The organism is Klebsiella sp. X13, from assembly GCF_003323835.1.
GTDB lineage: Bacteria > Pseudomonadota > Gammaproteobacteria > Enterobacterales > Enterobacteriaceae > Klebsiella > Klebsiella ornithinolytica.
Genome location: NZ_CP030874.1, coordinates 1,770,863 through 1,795,817, shown reverse-complemented (window position 1 = coordinate 1,795,817; position 24,955 = coordinate 1,770,863). Strand labels below are relative to the sequence as shown.

The following is a 24,955-nucleotide window of genomic DNA, read 5'->3' as shown; positions in this document are numbered from 1 at the left end:
ATCATAGTACAACTGTACGAGTATATTCGAACTATTTTTGCTATTACTGTCATTGGTGAAGCGACGGCTTGCACGCGTGGCGTTAGACCCTCAGTTTGGATATATTAGCTGCCAGCCGCCGATACGGGCCGCGACTCCCGGGAGCCGCGCAACCGCCGACACAGGATTATTATGATCGCCAATCACCCCGAACGTGAACACATTCGCCTGGAAAATGTTCTTTTTGCCCTTGGTAACCCGATGCGCCTGGAGATCGTTCGCATCCTGGCCGACGGCAGCGAGCAGAGCTGTAACGCATTGCGTCATGAAGACATCGCCAAGTCGACGATGACCCACCACTGGCGCGTCCTGCGCGATAGCGGCGTCATCTGGCAGCGCCCTCAGGGGCGGGAGAATATGATTTCCCTGCGCCGGGAGGATCTCGACGCGCGCTTTCCCGGGCTGCTGGATGCGCTTCTGAAGGTGATGTAGGAAGGCGTGATTCGGGTTATCAGCCGCAGTCAGGCCGGGAACGGCCGAGGACAAAAACAAAAAAGCCGGAGGTTTCCCTCCGGCTTTTTTAATCACAACGGGCGATGGTTACGCTACGTCTTCGTACTGCGGTACCGGGTTGCGGAAGCTTTTGGTCACGCAGGCCAGGTACACCAGACCAATACCGCCCCAGATCAGGCCCAGAATCATTGAGCTCTCTTCCAGGTTAATCCACAGCGCACCCACGGTCAGGGCGCCGCACACCGGCAGGATCAGGTAGTTAAAGTGATCTTTCAGCGTCTTGTTACGCTTTTCACGGATCCAGAACTGGGAGATGACCGACAGGTTAACGAAGGTAAATGCCACCAGCGCACCAAAGTTAATCAGCGCCGTCGCCGTCACCAGGTCGAATTTAATCGCCAGCAGAGCAATCGCGCCAACCAGCAGCACGTTCCACGCCGGAGTACGCCATTTCGGGTGTACGTAGCCGAAGAAACGGGTCGGGAACACGCCATCGCGGCCCATGACGTACATCAGACGAGAAACGCCTGCATGTGCGGCCATGCCGGAAGCCAGCACGGTCACGCTGGAGAAGATCAGCACGCCCCACTGGAAGGTTTTACCCGCGACGTACAGCATAATTTCAGGCTGCGATGCGTCCGGATCTTTAAAGCGCGAGATATCCGGGAAATAGAGCTGCAGGAAGTAAGAGGCACCGATGAAAATCAGGCCGCCAATCAACGCAGTCAGGAAGATAGCCTTCGGAATCACGCGCTCAGCGTCTTTGGTCTCTTCAGACAGCGAAGAGATGCCATCGAAGCCCAGGAACGAGAAGCACAGAATGGTCGCACCGGTAATCATCGGCACCACGTGCGCCCCTTCAGACCAGAACGGACGGGTGCTGGTCAGTGTGCCTGCGCCTTCGCCGTGCATCACGCCGTAGATAATCAGGCCAACAATCACCGCCACGATCCCCATCTGCAGGATAACGATCAGGGTGTTGAAGTTTGCTACGGTCTTGATGCTGCGCAGGTTAGAGATGGTCATAAAGGCCACCAGCGCGACAACGAAGATCCACGAAGGAATAGAAGGCACCAGCGCTTCAAAGTAAATTTTGGCCAGCAGAATGTTGATCATCGGCATGAACAGATAGTCCAGCAGCGATGACCAGCCCACCATAAAGCCCACGGCCGGGCTGATGGATTTCTGAGCGTAGGTGTAAGCGGAACCCGCTGACGGGAAACGACGAACCAGTTTACCGTAGCTGAGTGCCGTAAAGAGAATGGCGATCAACGCGAAGGCGTAAGCCGTCGCGACGTGACCGTCGGTCAAACCAGAGACGATACCAAACGTATCGAACAGCGTCATCGGCTGCATATAGGCCAGGCCCATCATTACAACCGGAATCAACGTAAGCGTTTTACGTAATTCCACGCGAGAGGTTTTTGGAGTAGCGTTATGCGACATGGTGGTTATCCCCTTTTACGGCGAAGGCCAGCGCGTAAGCAAAAAATTGCCCCATTTTAGTGTATTCCTCAGCGACAACGACTGTCGGTTTTTAGTAAATATCTATCCGGTACGAAGCCCGGCCTCTTGGTATTGAATGATGTGTCTTTAAAGCAAAAAAATAACCGACACTTTAAAAAAGCGTCGGCTAGTTTCTATTTTTTCAGGCCGCGTATTTTGCAACACTTACTGGCCAAATGACAAGATGTTGAAGCGGCAAATCGTCGCCACAATTACTTAACAGATTAATATTTATACAATTTTAATATCATAGATCGTATGGATAGCATTATTTGCTAAAATCTCGCTGCGCCACCATGCGCAAGAGAGCCCGGCGGCGTCTTCATTCCAGCCAAGCCATGCCCGATGCGCGGGTAAATGAGAGGCCACCTCTTTCTCTATCAGCTCACCGCTTTCCAGCTGATCCTGCACCAGATACCTGGGCACATACCCCCATCCGAGCCCCGCGCTAATCAACATCAGCTGGCCGGCAAAATCGTACGTCACGAGGCTTTCCTGATCGTCAACCGGCGGCCATTCTCCCCCGCTGACGATAGCCCGATAGTGTTTCATCGCCCGCCAGCTTAGCGGCGCATCCATTTTTGCCAGCGGATGCTGCGGCGCGATAACAAAGATGTGCGCCAGCTCGCCCAGCGGGCTAAAACCATAGCCGACGAGCGCCGGCGGGTCGCTTAAGACCCCTACGACGATATCAGCCCGCCCTTCCACCAGCGCACTCCAGCCGCTGGCCGGCGTATCGCGGACAAAACGCAGTCGGGCAGCGGTATGCTGCTGATAGAAGCGGCTCACCAGAGGCGCCAGTAAAAAGAAGGGAAAGGTGTTATCCACCGCCAGCACCAGCGCATTTTCCCAGCCCTGATGCAGTTTAATCGCCTGTTTTTCCAGCTCGCGGACGGTATGCAGAACTTCGCGCCCCTTTTCCAGCAGCATCTGTCCGGTGGGGGTAAAGCGCGCCCGATGGCCGCTGCGGTCAAGCAGCTGAATATTGAGATCGCTTTCCAGTTTATGAATGGTATAGCTCAGCGCAGAAGGCGTTTTGTACAGCTTTGCCGACGCCGCGGCAAAGCTCCCCTCTTTTTCCAGCGCATCCAGAATGACGAGGACATCCAGCAGTGGTTTCATCGCCGCCCCCTTAGGTTCGCGATTCCCCGCTGGCGGATTACTCCATCGGCATCACCAGCGGATCGGGGTACTGATAGTCAAACCCCAGTTCATAGCAGATACGGTTACCGTCGATAATTTTTCCGCTGCCGCCATTTGGACTATCGGCAAACACCGGGGCCGGTAAGCCAAGTTCACGGGCCATTTGCGGATAGAACACGCCGCGCGCCGGATGTTTGGGCGCACATATATTATAGATGTGTCCGCCCTTCGGAGCCTGCAGCAGCAGCTCGATTGCTGAAATGACATCCTGCAGGTGTACCAGGTTCACGCCGTGCTGACCGTCCGGCGCGGACTTCCCGGCAAAGAAACGCCCGGGATGACGAGAGGGCCCTACCAGTCCGGCCAGACGCAAAATATCCACCGAGGTGCCCGGAAGGTTGTGCAGCCAGTCCTCCAGCTCCTTCAACACCCTGCCGCTGGCGGTTTGCGGATCGCGCGGCGAATTTTCTTTTAACGTCCCGCTGGCATTGCCGTATACGGAAGTGGAACTGGTGAAGACGATCCGCGGGATATGGTAGGCCAGCGCCGTATCGACGAGCTCCTGTACCGCCTGCAGATAAAAATCCTCCCCGGGCCCGCTGCGGCGAGCCGGCAGCGTAATCACCAGCGCATCCACGTTCATCAATGCATCCAGATCTTCGGCATCGCAGACCAGCTGCGGCTCCAGGCGTAACGGAAAGCTGTCGATACCGCACATCCTCGCCGCCTCCACGCCGTCCTGGGTGGTTTTGCTGCCGGTAACCTGCCATCCCCGCGCGCTCAATGACAAAGCGAGCGGCATGCCCAGCCATCCTAAACCGACAATTGCGACCTTTTTCATACCTGGCTCCTGACTCTTTCGCTGTGCTGACTTAAGGCTACGCCAGCCAGCGGCAACTGACAATTTCTTCAGTGAAGATGAAATGAATTAATGATGGTAAAAAGCCCTTGCTTTCTGCGCTTGAAGTGGTTTAGGTTAAAAGGCATCAAATGCATAGTCATTCAAAGAGAATTTTATGAACAGCGTTCAATTTAAACACCATCATCATCACCATCATCCTGACTAGTCTTTCAGGCGATGTGTGCTGGAAGACGTTTAGATCTTCCAGAGGTGCATGAGCGCGAATAGAGCCCCCGGAAGATTTACTTCCGGGGGCTTTTTTTTGAACCAAATTCGGACAGATTCAGACAGGAATTAAGAGGAAACAAGAATGTTAGACAACAGCCGTTTACGCATAGCTATTCAAAAATCAGGCCGCCTGAGTGAAGATTCACGCGAATTACTGAGCCGTTGTGGCATTAAAGTGAATTTGCACACCCAGCGTCTGATTGCGCTGGCGGAAAATATGCCGATCGACATTCTGCGTGTCCGCGATGACGATATCCCGGGCCTGATTATGGACGGCGTGGTGGATCTGGGCATCATTGGCGAGAACGTGCTGGAAGAAGAGCTGCTGAGCCGTCGCGCTCAGGGTGAAGACCCGCGCTATTTCACTCTGCGTCGTCTTGATTTTGGCGGCTGCCGCCTGTCGCTGGCCACTCCGGCGGATGAACGCTGGGACGGCCCGGCGTCGCTGGACGGCAAACGTATTGCCACCTCCTACCCGCACCTGCTGAAGCGCTACCTCGATCAGAAAGGCATCTCCTTTAAATCCTGTCTGCTGAACGGTTCCGTTGAAGTCGCCCCGCGCGCTGGCCTGGCCGACGCCATTTGCGACCTGGTCTCCACCGGCGCCACCCTGGAGGCCAACGGTCTGCGCGAAGTAGAAGTGATGTTCCGCTCTAAAGCCTGCCTGATTCAGCGCGATGGCGAAATGGCCGATGCCAAACAGCAGCTAATCGACCGCCTGCTGACCCGTATTCAGGGGGTGATTCAGGCGCGCGAATCCAAATACATCATGATGCACGCCCCGACCGAACGTCTGGAGGAAGTGGTGGCCCTGCTGCCTGGCGCTGAGCGCCCGACCATTCTGCCGCTGGCAGGTGACAAACAGCGCGTTGCCATGCACATGGTCAGCAGCGAAACCCTGTTCTGGGAAACCATGGAAAAACTGAAAGCGCTGGGTGCCAGCTCCATTCTGGTACTGCCCATCGAGAAAATGATGGAGTAATCCACGGGGAACAGGCCCGACGGGTCTGTCTCAGAGATTAGACAGGGGAAACGACCATGAGCTTCAATACCATCATCGACTGGAACAGCTGTAGCGCACAACAGCAGCAGCAGCTCTTAATGCGCCCGGCGATTTCTGCCTCCGACAGCATCACCCGCACGGTGGCGGACATTCTTGATAACGTCAAAAACAATGGCGACGCGGCGCTGCGTGAATACAGCGCAAAGTTTGATAAAACCGACGTCAAAACGCTGCAAGTCAGCGAAGAAGAGATTGCCGCCGCCGGCGCGCGCCTCAGCGATGAGCTGAAACAAGCCATGGCGGTCGCGGTCAGCAATATCGAGACCTTCCACAACGCGCAAAAACTGCCGGGCGTGGATGTGGAGACGCTGCCGGGCGTACGTTGCCAGCAGGTGACTCGCCCTATCGCCTCCGTCGGCCTCTATATTCCCGGCGGTTCTGCGCCGCTGTTCTCGACGGTACTGATGCTGGCGACGCCGGCGCGCATCGCGGGATGCCAGCAGGTGGTTCTGTGCTCGCCGCCGCCGATTGCCGATGAGATTCTTTACGCGGCCCAGCTTTGCGGCGTGCGCACAATCTTCAACGTCGGCGGCGCTCAGGCGATTGCCGCCCTCGCTTTCGGCACCGAGTCGGTGGCAAAAGTTGATAAGATTTTTGGCCCGGGCAACGCCTTCGTCACCGAAGCCAAGCGCCAGGTCAGCCAGCGACTGGACGGCGCGGCGATCGATATGCCGGCGGGACCGTCGGAAGTGCTGGTGATTGCCGACGGCGGCGCGACGCCGGACTTTGTCGCCTCTGATCTGCTGTCGCAGGCGGAGCACGGCCCGGATTCTCAGGTGATCCTGCTGACGCCGGATGCGGCGATGGGGCAACAGGTCGCCCGCGCCGTTGAGCGCCAGCTGGCGGAACTGCCGCGGGCGGAGACCGCCCGGGAAGCGCTCTCGGCCAGCCGTATTATCGTGGCCCGCGATCTCGCCCAGTGCGTAGAAATCTCCAACCAGTACGGTCCGGAACACCTGATTATCCAGACCCGTAACGCCCGTGAACTGGTTGACAGCATTACCAGCGCCGGTTCGGTGTTCCTCGGCGACTGGTCGCCGGAGTCCGCCGGTGATTATGCCTCCGGCACCAACCACGTGCTGCCGACCTATGGCTATACCGCCACCTGTTCAAGTCTGGGACTGGCGGACTTCCAGAAACGAATGACCGTGCAGGAGCTGTCGCGCGAAGGTTTTGCCGCCCTCGCCTCGACCATTGAGATCCTCGCCGCCGCAGAGCGCCTGACCGCCCACAAAAATGCCGTTACGCTGCGCGTTGCAGCCCTTAAGGAGCAAGCATGAGCATCGAAGATTTAGCCCGCGCTAACGTGCGCGATCTGACGCCTTATCAGTCTGCTCGCCGTCTGGGCGGCAAAGGCGATGTCTGGTTGAACGCCAATGAATTCCCGACCGCCGTCGAATTTCAGCTGACCCAGCAGACGCTGAACCGCTATCCGGAATGCCAGCCCAAGGCGGTGGTTGAGAATTATGCCCGCTATGCCGGCGTTAAGCTGGAGCAGGTTCTGGTCAGCCGCGGCGCCGATGAAGGTATCGAGCTGCTGATCCGCGCCTTCTGCGAACCGGGACAAGATGCGGTGCTCTATTGCCCGCCAACCTACGGCATGTACAGCGTCAGCGCCGAAACCATCGGCGTGGCCTGTCATACCGTGCCGGCCCTGAGCGACTGGCAGCTCGATCTGCCCGGTATTGCCGCCAATCTCGACGGTGTGAAGGTGGTTTTTGTTTGCAGCCCCAATAACCCGACCGGACAGATTATCAATCCCGACGACATGCGTAAGCTGCTGGAGATGACCCGCGGGAAGGCGATCGTGGTGGCCGATGAAGCCTATATCGAATTCTGCCCACAGGCGACGCTGGCCGGCTGGCTGAGCGACTATCCGCACCTGGTGGTGCTGCGCACGTTGTCAAAAGCCTTTGCCCTCGCCGGACTGCGCTGTGGGTTTACCCTCGCGAACGCCGAGGTGATTAGCCTGTTAATGAAGGTCATCGCCCCCTACCCGCTGTCAACGCCGGTAGCCGACATTGCCGCCCAGGCGCTCAACGAGCAGGGTATCGCCGCGATGCGCGCGCGCGTGGCGCAGATTCTCGACGAGCGCGAGTATCTGATCGGCCAGCTGCGCGGTATCCCGTGCGTTGAACAGGTCTTTGACTCCGAGACTAACTATGTCCTCGTGCGCTTTAAAGCGTCCAGCGCAGTGTTTAAATCTTTGTGGGATCAGGGCATTATCTTACGAGACCAGAATAAACAACCCTCATTAAGCGGCTGTTTGCGTATCACTATCGGTACCCGTGCAGAGAGCCAGCGCGTGATTGACGCTTTGACTGCGGAGAATGTATGACCCAGAAGTTTCTCTTTATTGACCGTGACGGTACGCTGATTTCCGAGCCACCGGTTGATTTTCAGGTAGACCGCTTTGAAAAGCTGGCCTTTGAGCCGCAGGTGATCCCGGCCCTGCTGAAACTGCAGCAGGAAGGTTACAAACTGGTGATGATCACCAATCAGGACGGTCTGGGGACCGACAGTCTGCCGCAGGCGGAGTTTGACGGCCCGCACAATCTGATGATGCAGGTGTTCTCTTCCCAGGGCGTCAGTTTCGACGACGTGCTGATTTGTCCGCATCTGCCGGCTGACAACTGCGAATGCCGTAAGCCGAAAACCCAGCTGGTGCTGCCGTGGCTGGAAGAAGGCGTCATGGATAAAGCTCACAGCTATGTTATCGGCGATCGCGCCACCGACATCCAGCTGGCGGATAACATGGGCATTACTGGCCTGCGCTATGATCGCGAGACGCTGAACTGGCCGACTATCTGCGAACAGCTGACTCGCCGCGACCGCTATGCCCACGTTGAGCGCAACACCAAAGAGACCCAGGTGGATGTCAAAGTCTGGCTGGATCGCGAAGGCGGCAGCAAAATCCACACCGGCGTCGGCTTCTTCGATCATATGCTCGATCAAATCGCCACCCACGGCGGCTTCCGTCTTGAAATTAACGTTGGCGGCGACCTCTATATTGACGATCACCACACCGTGGAAGATACCGGTCTGGCGCTGGGCGAGGCGTTGAGGCTGGCGCTGGGCGATAAGCGCGGGATCAACCGTTTTGGGTTTGTGCTGCCGATGGACGAATGTCTGGCCCGCTGCGCGCTGGATATTTCCGGTCGCCCGCACCTGGAATATAAAGCCGACTTCGCCTATCAGCGCGTCGGCGATCTGAGCACCGAGATGGTTGAGCACTTCTTCCGCTCGCTCTCCTACACCATGGCGGTCACGCTGCACCTGAAAACGAAGGGCAAGAACGACCATCATCGCGTCGAAAGCCTGTTTAAGGCCTTTGGCCGTACGCTGCGTCAGGCCATTCGCGTGCAGGGCGATACGCTGCCCTCGTCGAAAGGAGTCCTGTGATGAACGTGGTGATCCTCGACACCGGCTGCGCCAACCTCAATTCGGTAAAGTCGGCAATCGGCCGCCACGGCTACGAGCCGGCGGTCAGCCGCGATCCGGATGTGGTGCTGCGCGCCGATAAACTGTTTTTACCCGGCGTCGGTACCGCGCAGGCGGCTATGGACCAGATTCGCGAACGCGAGCTGATTGAGCTGGTGAAAGCCTGCACCCAGCCGGTGCTCGGCATCTGCCTCGGCATGCAACTGCTGGGGCGGCGCAGCGAAGAGAGCAACGGCGTGGATTTGCTGGGCATTATCGAAGAAGACGTGCCTAAAATGACCGACCACGGGTTGCCGCTGCCGCATATGGGCTGGAACCGGGTCTATCCGAAAGCCGGGAACCGTCTGTTCCGCGGTATCGATGACGGCGCTTATTTTTATTTCGTTCACAGCTATGCCATGCCGGTGAATCCTTACACCATCGCCCAATGTCATTACGGCGAGCCGTTCACCGCGGCGGTACAGAAAGATAACTTTTTTGGCGTCCAGTTCCACCCGGAACGCTCGGGCAGCGCCGGCGCGCAGCTGCTGAAAAACTTCCTGGAGATGTGATGATCATTCCTGCTTTAGATTTAATTGACGGCACGGTTGTCCGTCTCCATCAGGGCGATTACGGTCAGCAGCGCGACTACGGCAACGATCCGCTGCCGCGCCTGCAGTCCTACGCGGCCCAAGGGGCCGAAGTGCTGCATCTGGTCGACCTGACCGGCGCGAAAAACCCGGCCAGGCGCCAGATCCCGCTGCTGAAAACGCTGGTGGCCGGCGTGAACGTACCGGTGCAGGTTGGCGGCGGCGTGCGGACGGAAGAAGATGTGGCGGCCCTGCTTGCCGCAGGCGTGGCGCGCGTGGTGGTGGGTTCGACGGCGGTGAAATCGCCGGAAGTGGTAAAAGGCTGGTTTAAGCGTTTTGGCCCGCAGCATCTGGTGCTGGCGCTGGACGTGCGTATCGACGCGGAAGGCAACAAGCAGGTGGCAGTGAGCGGCTGGCAGGAAAACTCCGGCGTGACGCTGGAGGAGCTGGTGGAGAGCTATCAATCCGTCGGGCTGCAGCACGTCCTGTGCACCGATATCTCTCGCGATGGCACTCTGGCGGGGTCCAACGTCGCGCTGTATGAAGAAGTGTGCGCCCGCTATCCGCAGGTGGCCTTTCAGTCTTCTGGCGGTATCGGCGAACTGCAGGATATTGCCGCGCTGCGCGGAACCGGTGTGCGCGGCGTGATTGTCGGTCGCGCGCTACTGGAAGGTAAATTTAATGTAACGGAGGCCATTCAATGCTGGCAAAACGGATAATCCCCTGCCTCGACGTTCGTGACGGCCAGGTAGTGAAAGGCGTGCAGTTCCGTAATCACGAAATCATCGGCGATATCGTCCCGCTGGCAAAACGCTATGCCGACGAAGGCGCTGATGAGCTGGTGTTCTACGATATCACCGCCTCCAGCGACGGCCGCGTCGTCGATAAAAGCTGGGTGTCGCGGGTAGCGGAAGTGATCGATATTCCTTTCTGCGTCGCGGGCGGAATTAAATCCCTCGACGATGCGGCGCAGATTCTCTCCTTCGGCGCCGATAAGATTTCGATTAACTCCCCGGCGCTGGCCGATCCGACGCTGATTACCCGTCTGGCCGATCGTTTTGGCGTGCAGTGTATTGTGGTGGGTATCGACACCTGGTTTGATGCCGAGAGCGGTAAATATCACGTTAACCAGTACACCGGCGATGAGAGCCGCACGCGCGTGACTCAGTGGGAGACTCTCGACTGGGTGCAGGAAGTCCAGAAACGTGGCGCCGGCGAGATCGTGCTGAACATGATGAATCAGGACGGCGTGCGTAACGGCTACGATCTTGAGCAGTTGCGCAAAGTCCGCGCCGTCTGCCACGTACCGCTTATCGCCTCCGGCGGCGCCGGCACCATGGAGCACTTCCTTGAAGCCTTCCGCGACGCCAACGTCGACGGTGCGCTGGCGGCGTCGGTGTTCCACAAGCAGATTATTAATATTGGTGAACTAAAAACGTACCTGGCAGCACAGGGCGTGGAGATTAGGGTATGTTAACTGAACAGCTGGACTGGGAAAAAACCGACGGCATGATGCCGGCCATCGTACAGCACGCCATCTCCGGCGAAGTCCTGATGTTGGGCTATATGAATCAGGATGCGCTGGCGAAGACCGAAGAGAGCGGTAAAGTGACCTTTTATTCGCGGACCAAACAGCGTCTGTGGACCAAAGGGGAAACCTCCGGCAACTTTCTCAACGTGGTGAGCATTACGCCGGATTGCGACAACGATACCCTGCTGGTGCTGGTTAACCCAATCGGTCCGACCTGCCATAAAGGCACATCAAGCTGCTTCGGTGACGCCGGCCACCAGTGGCTGTTCCTGTATCAGCTGGAGCAACTGCTGGCCGAGCGTAAGCATGCGGATCCGCAAAGCTCATATACCGCGAAGCTGTACGCCAGCGGTACCAAGCGTATTGCGCAAAAGGTCGGGGAAGAAGGCGTGGAAACCGCGCTGGCCGCGACGGTGCATGACCAGTTCGAACTGAAGAACGAAGCGTCGGATCTGATGTATCACCTACTGGTACTGCTGCAGGATCAGGGGCTGTCGCTGGACGATATCATTGCCAACTTAAAAAGCCGCCATCAGTAAGAAAGGCAGGTTTAGGCTATAAAAAAGGCCGGGAATTGAACCATCCTTACTCAGGATCCTGTTCAACTCCCGGCCTTTTGCTCTACCGCCGCAGATGACTAGCGGTTGCGTTTAAACTCAGCTACCTTCTTCGCCAGCAGCTCTTCGCTGGCTTTGATTAGCGAGGTATATTGCGAGTTTTCAAAGCCCCATAACGTCGACTGCTGCTCTTCCGCATATCCCACCAGGAATGGAACCGTGGTGACCACCACCAGATCTTGCGCAGATTCGACGTAGCGGTCGATAGTATTGGTCTCCGCATCGATGTTGGTTTCGTCCCACTGCGAAATCAACGCCATCCCGCTGCGCGAGTAGATATTCATCACCATGCTGGTCATTTTATCGATATAGACATATTCGATACCGTCGATCTCTCTGACATCAATGATTCGGGTATCGTCATGAAGATGCGCGATGATACCAGCAAAAATATGCCATTCGACCTCGGTCGTCTGCAGATGGTCGATAATCTTATTCAGCTTCTGGTCGTAATCAAGCGGGAAAATTACATCATCTTCGCAGATAATGCCCATTTTAGCCTTACTGGCCAACATCGCGGTAAGCATATATTTATAGCTCATCCCGCAACCAATCCAGCCGATACGATAACGAATACCGTCAAAGAAACGGAAGCCATGCGAAGGGCTCTTAAAGAACGCCTTTCTGCGCACCGGCGTTTCAGACAGCGACAGACACAGACGGGGAATATCGTTTTCCTCGATATCCTCAAAGCTGTAGCTGCTTTCGTATTGCGGGAACGTAAGCTTATCGATCGACAGTAAATAACGCTTAAGATAGACGTTGTTTTTCTTATCCTCGGCGGTAAATCGCGCAATTGTTGCCCGCTTCTCGCAGTAGTGTTGCTCATCAGACAGCAGCGCCCGTAGCTTTTCCACCATCGACTGGATATCGCCAACCGGACAGAAATCAATCACCCCTTGCAGGTCCTGATGTTCTTCAATATCCGAACTGCTTTCACTGACGATCGGCGTACCTAACGACAGCGTTTCATACAAACGCGTCGTCTCCAGCAGCGCATCCTCATAATAATGGATATTGATGACGACCCGCGCATCATTAACCATTTTGGTCAGGCGATCGCCAAACACTTCAGAAGCGACGGTGACATTGAAATGTTTCTTCAACTCCTGCAGATAGGCTTTACGACGCTCGCAATTCGGATCGCCATAGAATAGAACGTCAGCGGCTTTATCGCCCTTCTTCTCGCTCAGGTCATAACCAATCTGCGAGAGATAAGAAGGATAATCTGCATAGCTGGAGATCGGCATATAGAACAATTTCTGATAGGCGATTCCCTGCTGCAGAAGGTACTCAATATTTTTCAGCGAGTAATCAAATATCGCCACTGCGTTATTTAAGCGGGCAAAATAGTCCTCGGTGAACCATCTGGAGTTAACCGACTGCTCCATCTGGAAAGCGATATAGTGCTTAGGCAGTTGTTCAAACATCTGTGGACAGACGACGATATGCAGCTGACCATTATCATGCTCTGCGACATAAGCGGTACTGACTTGCGCGGTCACCCCGTTCTCTCGCAGACTCTTCTCGATGAGATGGGCAACGAACAAGGTATGTTGCGTGGCGAGAATACGCACATCGCCGTTATCAAGGAATGCCGCTGCCGGGGCCGAATCTGTCGCCGCGCGATTCATCACACGTTTAAAACCGTCCGCTGCCCCTTTCCAGTTACCGGACATAATAAGACGCAGGGCGGTTTTATATTTCGATTTTGACAGAAGCCCCCCCGAGAGCAGAAAACGCGATAACGTTCCATTCCCCGACGTAGCGTGATAGCGTGCCATCGCCTTAATCGTTGAGAATTCACCGCGTAAAACTCGGCCCGACATACGTACCGGCATGGTCAGTTTCCACGACAGGCTATTACGCATGCGGTTGATCTCTTCCTGCTTCGTTTCGACAGCCGATATCCATCCGGCTTTGGCATGCGTCTCAGCCTCAGCCTTGTCCTGCAATTGCACGAGCGTGGCCGCAAGCTTTTCACGTTCGGCCACTTCAGCAGCAAGTTGGTTCTTTAACAAATCAAGCTGTTTGTTATGTTCCTGCAGGGAATTTTCTAAAATCTTTCTCATCGCTTTGTCTTGGGAAATGGCTTCATTTATCAATGATGACAGGGTATGCGCAACCTCTGAGGGGTTACCCGGCATATCCGCTGAGTAAAACTCAAGATGTTTGCCGACAATCTCTTGTTCTTCAGGATGGCGTAATCTGAAGTTGAGATACTCCTGATCGAATACCAGATCAAAAGGTACCAGGTAAGAGAAGAGATAAAACGCGGCGGCATTGACTCTGGCCGGATCTCCGCTTAATTCATTGATAAAAGAGTAAGAGCAGTCACCTAAAACCGTAATTTTCTTTCCGGTTAACATGGCCTCAAGACCGACGCTTGAGTTAATGGTGAACACTTCTTTGCACTTATTAATGAAAGCAAGGCTATTGGCCGAATCATCAATCGTAAAGACATCGTTTCTTAAACGAAACAAACTTCCCGGATGCGCACGCACCAGGATATCGTCTTTTTCATGAAGCTGACGAACGTACGAAATAAGTGAAATATTAGTAAAGCCGTGGTTATAGGCGATCAGGTTGGAATCATCCTCAACCTGAAGCACCACGCCCGCAGCCGAAGAGTTAGTGTTCTCAGTGGGCGGCAAAGCCTCAAGAAAATAGTGATGCAAATCGTCCAGCGAGGCCTTGATATCCAGTTCTGCCCGGCATTGTTCATACCTTGCGCTGGCCTCGGTCCCGCCATTCACCCCGGCAAAGTCAAGATAGGCGGTATTGCGGTACATCGGTGCACGTAGCGGGCCAATCTCGATATGCATAACCTCTTTCCCGAGAGTCTTCGCAATATGCTCCAGAGAAGGACAGTTACAAATAGAGATAAACGCATCGATCTGGTCAACTATGCCTTCTTTGCTACCCAGCAAAGCATGCAGTTCCATTTCCAGTTCGGGGATCCGCTCGGTCAGAAACGCCGAAAATGATTTAATCGGGTCATGATGATGATGAGAAAGGAGCGTTTCATATAAGCCATTATCGAGATGCAGGTATTCATGACGCGCGATACTTGCATCATCGGGTAACGCATACCCGAGCGACGCCATCGACGCCGAATCATATTCCCAGCGTCCATGTTGAGAGTCATCATTTATAATGTCTAAATAATCATCACCGGTAATAAACAAAATTTTGTCCGTTGCGCAGTGAAGATATTTGTAAAACAGCCATAAATAAGGGGCCTTAAGCCCCCTGAACGGATAGGGAGGTAAAAATACGGCCAGCATCATTACTCTCCATTCGAAATAATTTTCAACGGAGCGTGAATCACACCACCCAACTCCCTTGCAGACCAAAATTTAACTTTCATCATCGGACGACGCTGATCAAGCTCTTCCCTGTCGCCGCTGCCAACCTTCGCTAGCCCGCAATGGATGAGGTAATCTCCTGAGTTGACAGGTAACGTGGCTTTATACACGATACGCTGGCGCCCGGGCCGCAGAGTAATAGCGGTACCGGCTCCTATGTTACTGTCACCCCAGATATCCCCTCCCTGCGCTTTCGATATTGAAATCCCTAACGCGATGTCTTTAATCTCTTCGGATGCGAGAATCGAAAAATCAAAGGTCACATCTTCACCGGATTTAATCAGCGGCTTCTCGGCAAGGGAGGTACCATCCGATTTATAAATTGTCAGGTCCTCAATAATTGCGCGCGCGCTACCAAAGCGCTTCTCGCCAATCGCCTCACTAGTAGTACGTTGCTGAATAGCTTTCAGCTCTTCAAGACTGACATCTTCAACGGAATCTTTGTCAGTTTTGCTGCCTACGGCGGGCTTCTCGCTGCCGTTGGCAAGAATCATCCCTTTTTCATAGGCCAGAACCGCCGCCAGGACATCCGTTGTATCGCCAATCAGCTTACCGTGATCCATGACCAGGCAGCGATCGGCATACTCGAGAATGCTGCCGGTCGAGTGGGTCACCATGATGATGGTAACGCCCTTCGCACGCAGCGCTTCCATCCGCTTATAGCACTTGTACTGGAAGCCAATATCACCGACTGCCAACGCCTCATCGACGATTAAAATTTCCGGCTCCACGCAGGCCTGCACGGCAAACGCAAGACGCACGTACATCCCGCTGGAGTAGGTTTTCACCGGCTGGTCGATAAACTGGCCGATATCGGCAAACTCTTCAATCTCGGCAAATTTTGCCGAGATTTGTTCTTTGCTTAACCCTAATACCGAGCCGTTCATATAGACGTTCTCACGACCGGTAAATTCCGGGTTAAAACCGGCCCCCAGTTCCAACAGGGCAGCAATACGCCCGTTGACCCGGACATCGCCCGACGAAGGTGTTAAAGTCCCGCAGATAATTTGCAGAAGCGTCGATTTACCCGCGCCGTTACGACCAATAATACCAACGGTTTCTCCCTTCTTAATGCTGAAGGAAACATCGTCTAATGCCCAAAACTCCCGGAAATAACAGTTACGCTCTCTTCTGGCGACTTGCTGAATTTTTGGCACAAAAAACTGTTTTAGACGATCGGTCGGACTCGCATAGATCTGATAGCATTTGCTCAGATTAGTGACCTGAATTGCAATTTCATTAGAGGACATCAGCAAACCCCTTCCTTGTTTTCTGGAAGAAGACAAAACCCAGCCAGGCGACAACTAAGGCCCCGATGGTATACAGTAAGATACCCAAAAAGTTAGGCATTCCGCCCCAAATCAGAACGTTTCGGGCTTGTTCAATAATAAAAGTCAGCGGGTTAAGCATGATCCAAATATGATATTTCGCAGGCAAGGCACTTATCGGGAAAAATACCGGAGATAAGAACATCATGACGGTGGTAATAATTACCGTGGTCTGGCTTACGTCACGCAGGAAAACACCCAATGAGGCCAGGATCCACGATAGACCAAGACAGAAAATGATTAACGGGAAGAAAACTAACGGCAGGAACACAATCGTCCAGTGCAGATAGCCGTTAAAGAGGACAAAGGCCACCAGCAGAACGAACAGACTAATGCAGGTATGAAAGAGTGCCGCCAGCAACGAAATGACCGGCAGGGTTTCCAACGGAAAGATGACCTTTTTTACGTAGTTGGTATTGCTGAGGATGATCAGCGGTGCTTTGTTGATAACTTCACTAAAGAAACCGTGCACAATCATGCCAACAAACAGGATTATCGCAAACTGAGTTCTGCTCTCATCGCCGCCGGTCGACCAACGCGCTTTAAACACCACGGAGAAGACAAAGGTATACACAGTCAGCATGAACAGTGGGTTCAGAAAGGACCAAAGCAAGCCCATCACTGAACCTTTATATCTTCCGATAACATCACGCTTTGCCATCTGGAGGATAATACTCCAGTGGCCAGAAATACTACGTAGAATTTCTATCGGTGATGATGAAAGTTTTTGATGCGGGTTTTTCATTTTAAACTCGTAATAAAATTAACTGAAAAATCAACCTAACTTCCGGGGGATTTCAAGAAGGGCTTTTTTATTGTACGCATGCCTCTTGCGATCAAAAAACCATCCCCATTTGTTAAAGTAGGCAATAGCAGAGCGAACATGATACCAAAGCAACAGTTTACTTTTATACGACCCTTTATTGAAAACGTGGATAATTGTCGTTTCCGGGCAATAATATATTTTAGTCAATGGCAATGCACGGCGACATAAATCAACATCTTCCAGATACATGAAATAGCGCTCATCAAAGCCATCAAGCTTCTGTAACAGAGCATTTGTCAGGAGCATAAAGCAGCCAGAGACAGAAGGTGGAGAGAAAACCTTATCGTACTCGGCATCCATTAGCTCATACTCGAGATCAAATTTAAGCGCTGTTGTCGGTAAAAAACGACGTAAAAACAGATTAACGGGTGTGGGTAACAGACGGCAGCTATACTGCCGATCGCCATTTTTATAGAGAATTTTAGGTGAGACAAACGTAAACTGATTATCCCAGGCAAAGGATAATAGCTTATCAAGCTCCCCGCGGTCGAAACTAATATCAGGGTTACAGATCAAGAAATAGCCGTTAAAATCAGCATTGGCCTTGATTGCCAGATTGTGACCAGCACCGAATCCGCAATTGTAAGGCGATTTAATATAACTGACCTTTGGTTCATCCAGCTCTGTTACCCATTGACAGCCACCATTATCAACTAGGACAACTTTTTCAACACCATTCTCATGACATAATGAGATCAATGTATCCTTAATATCATCATAGGAATGATTAAATAATACAATAGAAGCGATAATCTTCGGCTTCATTGCTTCATAAGTCATTAATCTATTACCTTTAGAGTAAACACCGCTATGTCGTTATTGTTATAATTTTTAATGAATAAAAGAGGATGTGTTAAGTGAATCAATTGTAAAACATAACTTCTTGTCAGGCATAAACTTCAGCTGTTGCCAATGTATGAGCCTGCATGTCTTTCTCTGACAATGAAAACGCGCAGCCGTTCAGATCGGGCCACTCAATGTTAATCTGCGGGTCATCCCAACGGATACTGCGCTCCGACTGCGGGGCATAGTAATTAGTTGCCTTGTAAACAAACTGCACCGTGTCGCTCAGCGCGAGAAAACCATGAGCAAATCCTTCCGGGATCCACAGCTGACGCTTATTTTCAGCACTGAGCACGACGCCGACCCACTGGCCAAAGGTTGGCGATGAACGACGGACATCCACCGCCACATCGAATACTTCACCTTCCACGCAGCGCACCAGTTTTCCCTGGGCATGAGGGGCCAGCTGGTAGTGCAGGCCACGTAAAACGCCCTTTTGCGACTGCGAATGGTTGTCCTGTACAAACTCGACATGACGACCAACCGCCTCATCAAAAACCTTGCTGCTGAAGCTTTCAAAGAAAAATCCGCGCGCATCGCCAAAGACTCGTGGCTCACAGACTAAAACTTCCGGAATGTCCGTTTTAATAATATTCATGCTTCTGTACTCGCTTACTTACCTGAAACTTCAACAACAACACGTTCAACGCCCTGACGCCAGTCCGGGAGCGTCACGCCAAATACCCGCTGGAATTTTTCATTCGACAGGCGGGAATTTAACGGACGTTTCGCCGGCGTTGGATAGGCCGTTGTCGGGATCCCGTTAACCTCTTTGATGGCCAGCTGCACGCCGTTCGCACGCGCGATATCAAAGACAAAGCGGGCATAGTCATACCAGCTGGTTTCACCGCTGGCCACCAGATGGTAGGTTCCGGCAACCGCGTCATTGCGCAGCGCTTCACGGATAGCGATAGCAGTGCAGTCCGCCAGCAGTTCTGCCCCGGTCGGTGCACCGTGCTGATCGTTAATGATCGACAGCGTCTCTTTCTCACTCGCCAGACGCAGCATGGTTTTGGCAAAGTTCGCTCCACGGGTCGCATACACCCAGCTGGTGCGGAAAATCAGATGGCGGGGGTTTGCCTGCTCTAGCGCAATTTCTCCGGCACGCTTGGTCTCACCGTAGACATTCAGCGGCCCGGTAGTCTCCTCTTCCTGGCGATAGTGACTCCCCTCCCCGTCGAACACATAATCGGTGGAGTAATGCACCATCAGGGCACCCAGCTTCGCCGACTCTTCCGCCAGCACCGCAACGCCCTTGTCGTTCAGCAGGTCGGAAAGCTCACGCTCGCTTTCGGCCTTGTCCACCGCCGTGTGAGCGGCGGCATTCACGATAACATCCGGTTTTACCTGGCGAACGGTTTGCGCAATCCCGGCGAGATCCGTCAGATCGCCGCACAGTTCCTTATCGAAATAGTCAACGGCGACCACTTCACCCAGTGGGGCAAGCGCACGCTGTAGCTCCCAGCCGACCTGACCATTCTTTCCAATAAGTAAAATCTTCATAAACGAATACTCTGTATTATTGTCACTTCGCACGCGAAAAGGTATTAACGCTCGTTAATCAACATATTCAGATAACGGCCATATTCCGTTTTCTTCAGCCGTTCGGCCTGAGACGCAACCCCTTCAGCAGACAGCCATTTGTTACGGAAGGCAATTTCTTCCAGGCAGGCTACTTTCATGCCCTGGCGCTTCTCAATGGTATGGATGAACTGAGAAGCTTCCATCAGGCTGTCGTGGGTGCCGGTATCCAACCAGGCAAAACCGCGACCCAGCAGTTCAACCTGCAGATCGCCGCGCTCCAGATACATCTGGTTGAGGGTGGTAATTTCCAGCTCGTCACGCGCGGAAGGTTTCACCTCTTTGGCCATTTTGACAACATCATTGTCATAAAAGTAGAGACCGGTCACCGCCCAGTTAGATTTTGGCTTCAGCGGCTTTTCTTCAATCGACAGTGCGGTGAAGTTTTCATCAAACTCGACCACGCCAAAACGTTCCGGATCGAGGACCTGATAGCCAAAGACGGTGGCACCGGAGGTTTTACTCGCTGCCGCTTCCAGTTTCTTACCGAAGCTTTGTCCGAAGTAGATGTTATCACCCAGCACTAACGCACAGGAATCATTGCCGATAAACTCTTCACCGATGATAAAGGCCTGCGCCAGACCGTCCGGAGAAGGCTGAATAGCGTAAGAGAAATTGACGCCGAACTGAGAACCATCCCCCAGCAGACGCTGGAACGCCGGCATATCTTCCGGCGTGGTAATAATCAGGATGTCCCGGATACCGGCCAGCATCAGTACCGACACCGGATAGTAAATCATCGGTTTATCGTAAATCGGCAACAGCTGTTTAGACACGCCCTGCGTGATTGGGTACAGGCGGGTTCCAGAGCCCCCGGCGAGAACAATACCTTTCATTCTACTGTTCCTTTATTAGTTATTCAGACCCAGGCGTTCACCGGCATAGGAGCCGTCCAGCACGCGCTGCCACCACGTCGGGTTATCCAGATACCAGCGGACCGTTTTCTCAATCCCGCTTTCGAAGGTTTCCAGCGGTACCCAACCGAGATCGCGCGCAATTTTTGTCGCATCAATCGCGTAACGCAGGTCATGGCCAGGGCGGTCGGTCACAAAGGTAATCAGGTCTGCAAACTGGCTGATGTTGCCTGGCTTCGTCTCAACAACCTTATCGAGAATGGCACATATGGTTTTCACTACATCGATGTTTTTGCGTTCATTATGACCACCGATGTTATAGGTTTCACCGTTCTGACCTTCGGTAGCGACTTTATACAGCGCCCGGGCGTGATCTTCCACGTAAAGCCAGTCACGAATTTGCTGGCCGTTGCCATATACCGGCAGCGGTTTGCCCGCCAGCGCGTTAAGGATGGTCAGCGGGATCAGTTTTTCCGGGAAATGATAGGGACCGTAGTTGTTCGAGCAGTTGGTCACCACCACCGGCAGACCGTAGGTGCGGTTCCAGGCGCGCACCAGATGGTCACTCCCGGCTTTAGAGGCAGAGTAAGGGCTGCTCGGTGCGTACGGCGTCTCTTCGGTGAATAAATCGTCAGTACCTTCCAGATCACCATAAACCTCATCCGTCGAAATATGGTGGAAGCGGAAACTGGTTTTCCGCGCTTCATTCAAAGAGGCGTAATAATGACGCGTTGCTTCCAGCAGCGTGAAGGTACCAATAAGGTTGGTCTGGATAAAAGCCGCCGGGCCATCAATGGAACGATCGACATGACTTTCTGCCGCCAGATGCATCACAATATCAGGTTGAAACTCACTGAACTGCTCTGCAATCCCCTGGGCGTCGGTAATATCCGTACGCGAGAAAGAATAGCGTTCATTATCGGCTACTGAGGCCAGAGATTCGAGATTACCTGCATAGGTCAGGCAGTCCACAACGCGTACATCGTCCTGGGTATTCTCAATAATATGACGAACAACGGCAGAACCAATAAACCCAGCGCCACCGGTGACAAGGATCTTCATACTCTCTCTCGTTTTCAATGAGTTAAATGCCGCTCGGGCACATATCTTATATTTCAGACACGCTACCGCCATTGGCTATCGCAACCAAAGCGCGCAACGCTACCAGACTGTATTCATGTCGCCCGGCCGGAGAGTTACAGGAGGCTGCAACTCTCGTCTGCTGCCCACCGGCTTCAACGGTGAAGTTCACACCAACACAAGCAGACTAGTCAACCTGGCGCCTAAAAGCGAAAAACAGAGGTATATCAGCCGACATAGCTCTGTTTTCAAACTTGTTATCTACAGATCAAATGGCACAATGAGCCCATTACTCTCGCCTTTATGCCCCACTCTATCCATCAGGACTTTCTCATTTGCTCAACGGTCTCACGACAAGCCGGGCCTCTGGATCAGAACGGTACTTACAAACAACGCAGTAAAAACCGACAACCGGCAACAAAGCGTTATCGGGACGACATCAAAATCACTCAACAGGGATAGCCCGGCTAAAATGGCAACGCTACGAGAATCTTATGTTCTGTTATAGGTGATTTGCTCTGCCTTCTACGGTGCAGCTCACCCACCGATCTGTTGGGGCTATATGTTGATCTGTTCAATAATGCATCCGTACCACAGATGAATCACGCGCGCATTATAGCTCTGGTCTGTAAGAATAAAAATCAAAAAGCATGATGAATGCGCTCAGGTAAAAATTAAACAACTGTGTGACATTAATTGAGCGCATAATCAAATAACTCGTAACTATCTGATTTAAAACAAAAATACTCAAACCAGCAAACCATTCATATAGTAATCACGAATGGTTTTTCAGGAAATGTTCGGAAAATATATAAACGGATACAATATGAACAGACGGTACATGTCTCGAAACCGGCCGGAATGGCGTGATGAAACGATGAATATTAACTACCGTAAAAAAACATCCGGAATTATTATTGTGCTAACTTACTAAAATGATAATGATTGCTATTTCCAATAAAACTCCGCTCTGGAGACACTCACCAATCAGGCGCTATGTACGAGGTCATGCCGCCTCTTCCACATACGCTTATATCCTGCAACGGTAAAGCAGATGATCCCGAAGGCAAGCCAGTGTAAAATCGACAAATATATATAGCGGGGAACACCGAACCCGGAGGATGAATATGAAGTTTTTAGTCACTGGAGCCGCAGGATTTATCGGCTTTCATGCAAGTCAGCGCCTTCTGGAGGCGGGTCATGAGGTTGTTGGCATCGACAACATGAACGATTACTACGATGTCAATCTCAAGCAGTCTCGCCTGGATCTTTTACAGTCCCCTCTGTTCAGTTTTTACAAAACCGATCTTGCCGATCGCGAAGGCATGGCGCAAATTTTTGCTACTGAGAAGTTTGATCGGGTGATCCATCTGGCAGCGCAGGCTGGCGTGCGTTATTCGCTGGAAAATCCGCATGCCTATGCCGATGCCAACCTGATTGGTTATCTGAACATTCTGGAAGGCTGCCGACATAACAAAGTACAACATTTGCTGTACGCCTCTTCCAGTTCAGTGTATGGCCTGAACCGCAAGATGCCGTTCTCCACGGATGATTCGGTCGATCACCCGGTGTCACTGTATGCGGCAACCAAAAAAGCCAATGAACTGATGGCGCATACCTACTCTCATCTCTATGGCATCCCCACCACCGGCTTACGTTTCTTCACCGTGTATGGCCCGTGGGGGCGTCCGGATATGGCCCTGTTCAAATTCACCAAGGCGATGCTGGAAGGTAAGAGTATCGACGTCTACAACTACGGCAAGATGAAACGTGATTTCACCTACATTGATGACATCGTAGAAGCGATTGTCCGCGTGCAGGATGTCATTCCACAGGCAGATCCTGAATGGACCGTAGAAAACGGCTCACCGGCCACCAGTTCAGCCCCTTATCGAATCTATAATATCGGCAACAGCTCGCCGGTGGAGTTGATGGACTACATCACCGCTCTGGAAGAAGCGATGGGGATGGAAGCTGAGAAAAACATGATGCCGATCCAGCCGGGCGATGTCCTGGAAACCAGCGCCGATACCAAACCACTGTATGATCTGGTTGGCTTTAAACCGCAGACATCCGTTAAGGATGGCGTGAAGAAATTCGTGGAGTGGTACAAGGCGTATTACAACGCCTGAGTGGTTACCTGATTCTTTCTGAACCGCAATCGATGGTTGCGGTTTTTTGTTCCCAAATTTTACGCAAGCTTTGATTAGCCTCCGCTTTGGTCGGTTCTCCTGCTTGCCTAGTAGCCGATCCCTGAGTACAAAAACAAAAAAAGCCCGCATAGCAGGCTTCTTTTTCCTTCCGGCGCTTATCTCCGGCATCTACATCTCAGTGACGGTAGCTCTTCACAAGGTATGATTTAACATATCCGACCACCGTAAGCCGGGTGTAAGCATCCCTGCAATCCGCACCATTCACTTTTGGAGATCTTCCGACATACTGATTATTTCCTCTGAGGAGATCGCCATGCGTAAAGCCCGATTCACCGGGCATCAGATCATTGCCGTTCTGAAGTCCGTCGAAGCCGAACGTACCGTTAAGGATGTCTGCCGCGAAGCCGGTATCTCAGAAGCCAGCTATTACAACTGAAAAACGAAGTTTGGTGGTATGGAAACCTCTGATATCAAAAAGATAAAAGGTCTCGAGGACGAAAATCGCCGTCTCAAACAGATGTTTGCCGATCTCAGCCTTGAATGCTGGGTCCTGAAAAATGTTATCGAAAAAAAGCTTTAAAACCAGTGATAAAGCGTGAACTCGTCAGCTACCTGACGGCGCAATTTTCCATGAGCTTACGCCAGGCCTGCAGGGCATTATCGCTGAGCAGGACAGTGTATTTTTACCAGCCCAATACCTGGCGTGATGAACCGGTGATCCAGGTGCTGACTGAGCTGGCAGAGCGCCAGGTTTTAAGAAGCTGTTCCAGTTGCTACGCAGGCAGGGTAAGGCCTGGAATCATAAACGCGTTCACCGCATTTACTGTCTGCTGAAACTGAATTTTCGCCGCAAGGGAAAGCAACGTTCGCCAGGACGCAACCCGGTGCCACTGGTGACGCCAGGTGCGTTGAACCAGAGTTGGTCCATCGATTTTATGCACGATGCGCTGGTCTGTGGCAGACGCTTCCGGACCTTCAATGTGGTGGATGACTTTAACCGCGAGGCTCTCGCAATAGAAATCGATCTGAATATCCCGGCGCAGCGGATGGTCAGAGTGCTGGACAGGATCGTGGCAAACCGGGGCTACCCGCTGAAGATGCGGATGGACAACGGACCAGAACTGGTCTCACTGGCGCTGGCACAATGGGCTGAGGAACATGGTGTGATGCTGGAATTTATCAAACCAGGTAAGCCGACGCAGAATGCGTTTATCGAACGCTTTAACCGGACGTACCGGACAGAAATCCTGGATTTTTATCTGTTCAGAACCCTGAATGAAGCACGGGAAATCACGGAGCGCTGGCTGGCCGAATATAACAGCGAGCGACCTCATGAATCCCTGAACAACCTGACGCCGGAAGAGTACCGACTGATGGCGGAAAGCCCGGAACTCTCAAAAAGTGCGTGGAACTAAAACAGGTGTGCTTACA

At 52.9% G+C, this 24,955-nt stretch carries 23 protein-coding genes, 1 pseudogene and 1 other annotated feature; of the genes and pseudogenes, 12 read left to right on the top strand and 12 right to left on the bottom strand.

Annotated features, from left to right (window positions below; all coding sequences use genetic code 11):
• Positions 1-171 precede the first annotated feature (171 nt).
• Complete coding sequence (locus DSD31_RS08600) at positions 172-471, top strand: ArsR/SmtB family transcription factor (protein ID WP_004864510.1); 300 nt, start codon at positions 172-174, stop codon at positions 469-471.
• Positions 472-579: 108 nt separating this feature from the next.
• Here the strand turns inward: DSD31_RS08600 and DSD31_RS08595 are convergent, their stop codons facing one another.
• The 4 genes from DSD31_RS08595 to DSD31_RS08580 form a co-directional block, all read right to left on the bottom strand.
• Entirely contained in the window at positions 580-1,938 is a 1,359-nt protein-coding gene (locus tag DSD31_RS08595) for an APC family permease (RefSeq protein ID WP_004864512.1), read from the bottom strand.
• Positions 1,928-1,993, bottom strand: a complete 66-nt coding sequence (gene yoeI / locus DSD31_RS26600; protein WP_099002043.1) for a membrane protein YoeI — start codon at positions 1,991-1,993, stop codon at positions 1,928-1,930. The genes DSD31_RS08595 and yoeI overlap by 11 nt, the downstream gene beginning before the upstream one ends.
• Before the next feature lie 236 nt (positions 1,994-2,229).
• Positions 2,230-3,120 carry a LysR family transcriptional regulator gene (locus DSD31_RS08585; protein WP_032717873.1) on the bottom strand — a complete coding sequence of 297 codons (891 nt, stop codon included), beginning with the start codon at positions 3,118-3,120 and terminating at the stop codon, positions 2,230-2,232.
• A 37-nt stretch (positions 3,121-3,157) separates the two neighbouring features.
• Positions 3,158-3,982: an SDR family oxidoreductase gene (locus DSD31_RS08580; RefSeq protein WP_015583941.1), complete on the bottom strand. Its 825-nt coding sequence runs from the start codon at positions 3,980-3,982 to the stop codon at positions 3,158-3,160.
• Positions 3,983-4,157: 175 nt separating this feature from the next.
• On the opposite strand from DSD31_RS08580, the gene hisL reads away from it, so the two are divergent.
• The 9 genes from hisL to hisIE all read left to right on the top strand — a co-directional run bounded on the left by hisL (position 4,158) and on the right by hisIE (position 11,413).
• On the top strand, positions 4,158-4,208 hold the full coding sequence (gene hisL / locus DSD31_RS08575; protein WP_099130698.1) for a his operon leader peptide: 51 nt from the start codon (positions 4,158-4,160) through the stop codon (positions 4,206-4,208).
• Positions 4,184-4,306, top strand: a sequence feature (His leader region). (Overlaps the previous gene by 25 nt.)
• Positions 4,307-4,352: 46 nt before the next feature.
• A complete protein-coding gene (gene hisG, locus DSD31_RS08570; protein WP_015583940.1) occupies positions 4,353-5,252 on the top strand; it encodes an ATP phosphoribosyltransferase in 900 nt (299 codons plus the stop codon).
• Between the two features lie 56 nt (positions 5,253-5,308).
• Positions 5,309-6,613: a histidinol dehydrogenase gene (gene hisD, locus DSD31_RS08565; RefSeq protein ID WP_048023833.1), complete on the top strand. Its 1,305-nt coding sequence runs from the start codon at positions 5,309-5,311 to the stop codon at positions 6,611-6,613.
• The gene (gene hisC / locus DSD31_RS08560) at positions 6,610-7,671 is read left to right on the top strand and encodes a histidinol-phosphate transaminase (RefSeq protein WP_113990975.1); all 1,062 of its coding nucleotides are present in this window, start codon (positions 6,610-6,612) and stop codon (positions 7,669-7,671) included. Before hisD ends, hisC begins: the two co-directional genes overlap by 4 nt.
• Positions 7,668-8,735 carry a bifunctional histidinol-phosphatase/imidazoleglycerol-phosphate dehydratase HisB gene (gene hisB / locus DSD31_RS08555; protein ID WP_015583937.1) on the top strand — a complete coding sequence of 356 codons (1,068 nt, stop codon included), beginning with the start codon at positions 7,668-7,670 and terminating at the stop codon, positions 8,733-8,735. The genes hisC and hisB overlap by 4 nt, the downstream gene beginning before the upstream one ends.
• On the top strand, positions 8,735-9,325 hold the full coding sequence (hisH, locus tag DSD31_RS08550; RefSeq protein WP_015583936.1) for an imidazole glycerol phosphate synthase subunit HisH: 591 nt from the start codon (positions 8,735-8,737) through the stop codon (positions 9,323-9,325). The genes hisB and hisH overlap by 1 nt, the downstream gene beginning before the upstream one ends.
• On the top strand, positions 9,325-10,062 hold the full coding sequence (gene hisA, locus DSD31_RS08545; protein ID WP_113990974.1) for a 1-(5-phosphoribosyl)-5-[(5-phosphoribosylamino)methylideneamino]imidazole-4-carboxamide isomerase: 738 nt from the start codon (positions 9,325-9,327) through the stop codon (positions 10,060-10,062). Before hisH ends, hisA begins: the two co-directional genes overlap by 1 nt.
• A complete protein-coding gene (hisF, locus tag DSD31_RS08540; protein ID WP_004864530.1) occupies positions 10,044-10,820 on the top strand; it encodes an imidazole glycerol phosphate synthase subunit HisF in 777 nt (258 codons plus the stop codon). Before hisA ends, hisF begins: the two co-directional genes overlap by 19 nt.
• Positions 10,814-11,413 (top strand): bifunctional phosphoribosyl-AMP cyclohydrolase/phosphoribosyl-ATP diphosphatase HisIE, encoded by a 600-nt coding sequence (gene hisIE, locus DSD31_RS08535; protein ID WP_113990973.1) that lies wholly within the window; start codon positions 10,814-10,816, stop codon positions 11,411-11,413. Before hisF ends, hisIE begins: the two co-directional genes overlap by 7 nt.
• Before the next feature lie 98 nt (positions 11,414-11,511).
• On the opposite strand, the gene DSD31_RS08530 is transcribed toward hisIE, so the two are convergent.
• The 8 genes from DSD31_RS08530 to rfbB form a co-directional block, all read right to left on the bottom strand.
• Positions 11,512-14,781: a GT99 family glycosyltransferase N-terminal domain-containing protein gene (locus DSD31_RS08530; protein WP_227538645.1), complete on the bottom strand. Its 3,270-nt coding sequence runs from the start codon at positions 14,779-14,781 to the stop codon at positions 11,512-11,514.
• On the bottom strand, positions 14,781-16,109 hold the full coding sequence (locus DSD31_RS08525) for an ABC transporter ATP-binding protein (protein WP_113990971.1): 1,329 nt from the start codon (positions 16,107-16,109) through the stop codon (positions 14,781-14,783). Before DSD31_RS08525 ends, DSD31_RS08530 begins: the two co-directional genes overlap by 1 nt.
• On the bottom strand, positions 16,099-16,932 hold the full coding sequence (locus DSD31_RS08520) for an ABC transporter permease (RefSeq protein ID WP_113990970.1): 834 nt from the start codon (positions 16,930-16,932) through the stop codon (positions 16,099-16,101). Before DSD31_RS08520 ends, DSD31_RS08525 begins: the two co-directional genes overlap by 11 nt.
• Positions 16,933-16,962: 30 nt before the next feature.
• Positions 16,963-17,793, bottom strand: a complete 831-nt coding sequence (locus tag DSD31_RS08515) for a glycosyltransferase (RefSeq protein ID WP_113990969.1) — start codon at positions 17,791-17,793, stop codon at positions 16,963-16,965.
• A 106-nt stretch (positions 17,794-17,899) separates the two neighbouring features.
• A complete protein-coding gene (gene rfbC / locus DSD31_RS08510; RefSeq protein WP_113990968.1) occupies positions 17,900-18,454 on the bottom strand; it encodes a dTDP-4-dehydrorhamnose 3,5-epimerase in 555 nt (184 codons plus the stop codon).
• A 14-nt stretch (positions 18,455-18,468) separates the two neighbouring features.
• Complete coding sequence (gene rfbD / locus DSD31_RS08505; protein ID WP_113990967.1) at positions 18,469-19,359, bottom strand: dTDP-4-dehydrorhamnose reductase; 891 nt, start codon at positions 19,357-19,359, stop codon at positions 18,469-18,471.
• A 44-nt stretch (positions 19,360-19,403) separates the two neighbouring features.
• On the bottom strand, positions 19,404-20,273 hold the full coding sequence (rfbA, locus tag DSD31_RS08500) for a glucose-1-phosphate thymidylyltransferase RfbA (protein WP_113990966.1): 870 nt from the start codon (positions 20,271-20,273) through the stop codon (positions 19,404-19,406).
• A 15-nt stretch (positions 20,274-20,288) separates the two neighbouring features.
• Complete coding sequence (rfbB, locus tag DSD31_RS08495; protein ID WP_099001757.1) at positions 20,289-21,353, bottom strand: dTDP-glucose 4,6-dehydratase; 1,065 nt, start codon at positions 21,351-21,353, stop codon at positions 20,289-20,291.
• Positions 21,354-22,498: 1,145 nt separating this feature from the next.
• Here rfbB and DSD31_RS08490 point away from each other — a divergent pair.
• Together DSD31_RS08490 and DSD31_RS26400 are read left to right on the top strand one after the other, a co-directional pair.
• A complete protein-coding gene (locus tag DSD31_RS08490; protein WP_048023817.1) occupies positions 22,499-23,503 on the top strand; it encodes an NAD-dependent epimerase in 1,005 nt (334 codons plus the stop codon).
• Between the two features lie 334 nt (positions 23,504-23,837).
• Positions 23,838-24,939 (top strand): annotated as a pseudogene (locus DSD31_RS26400) (IS3 family transposase).
• Positions 24,940-24,955 lie beyond the last annotated feature (16 nt).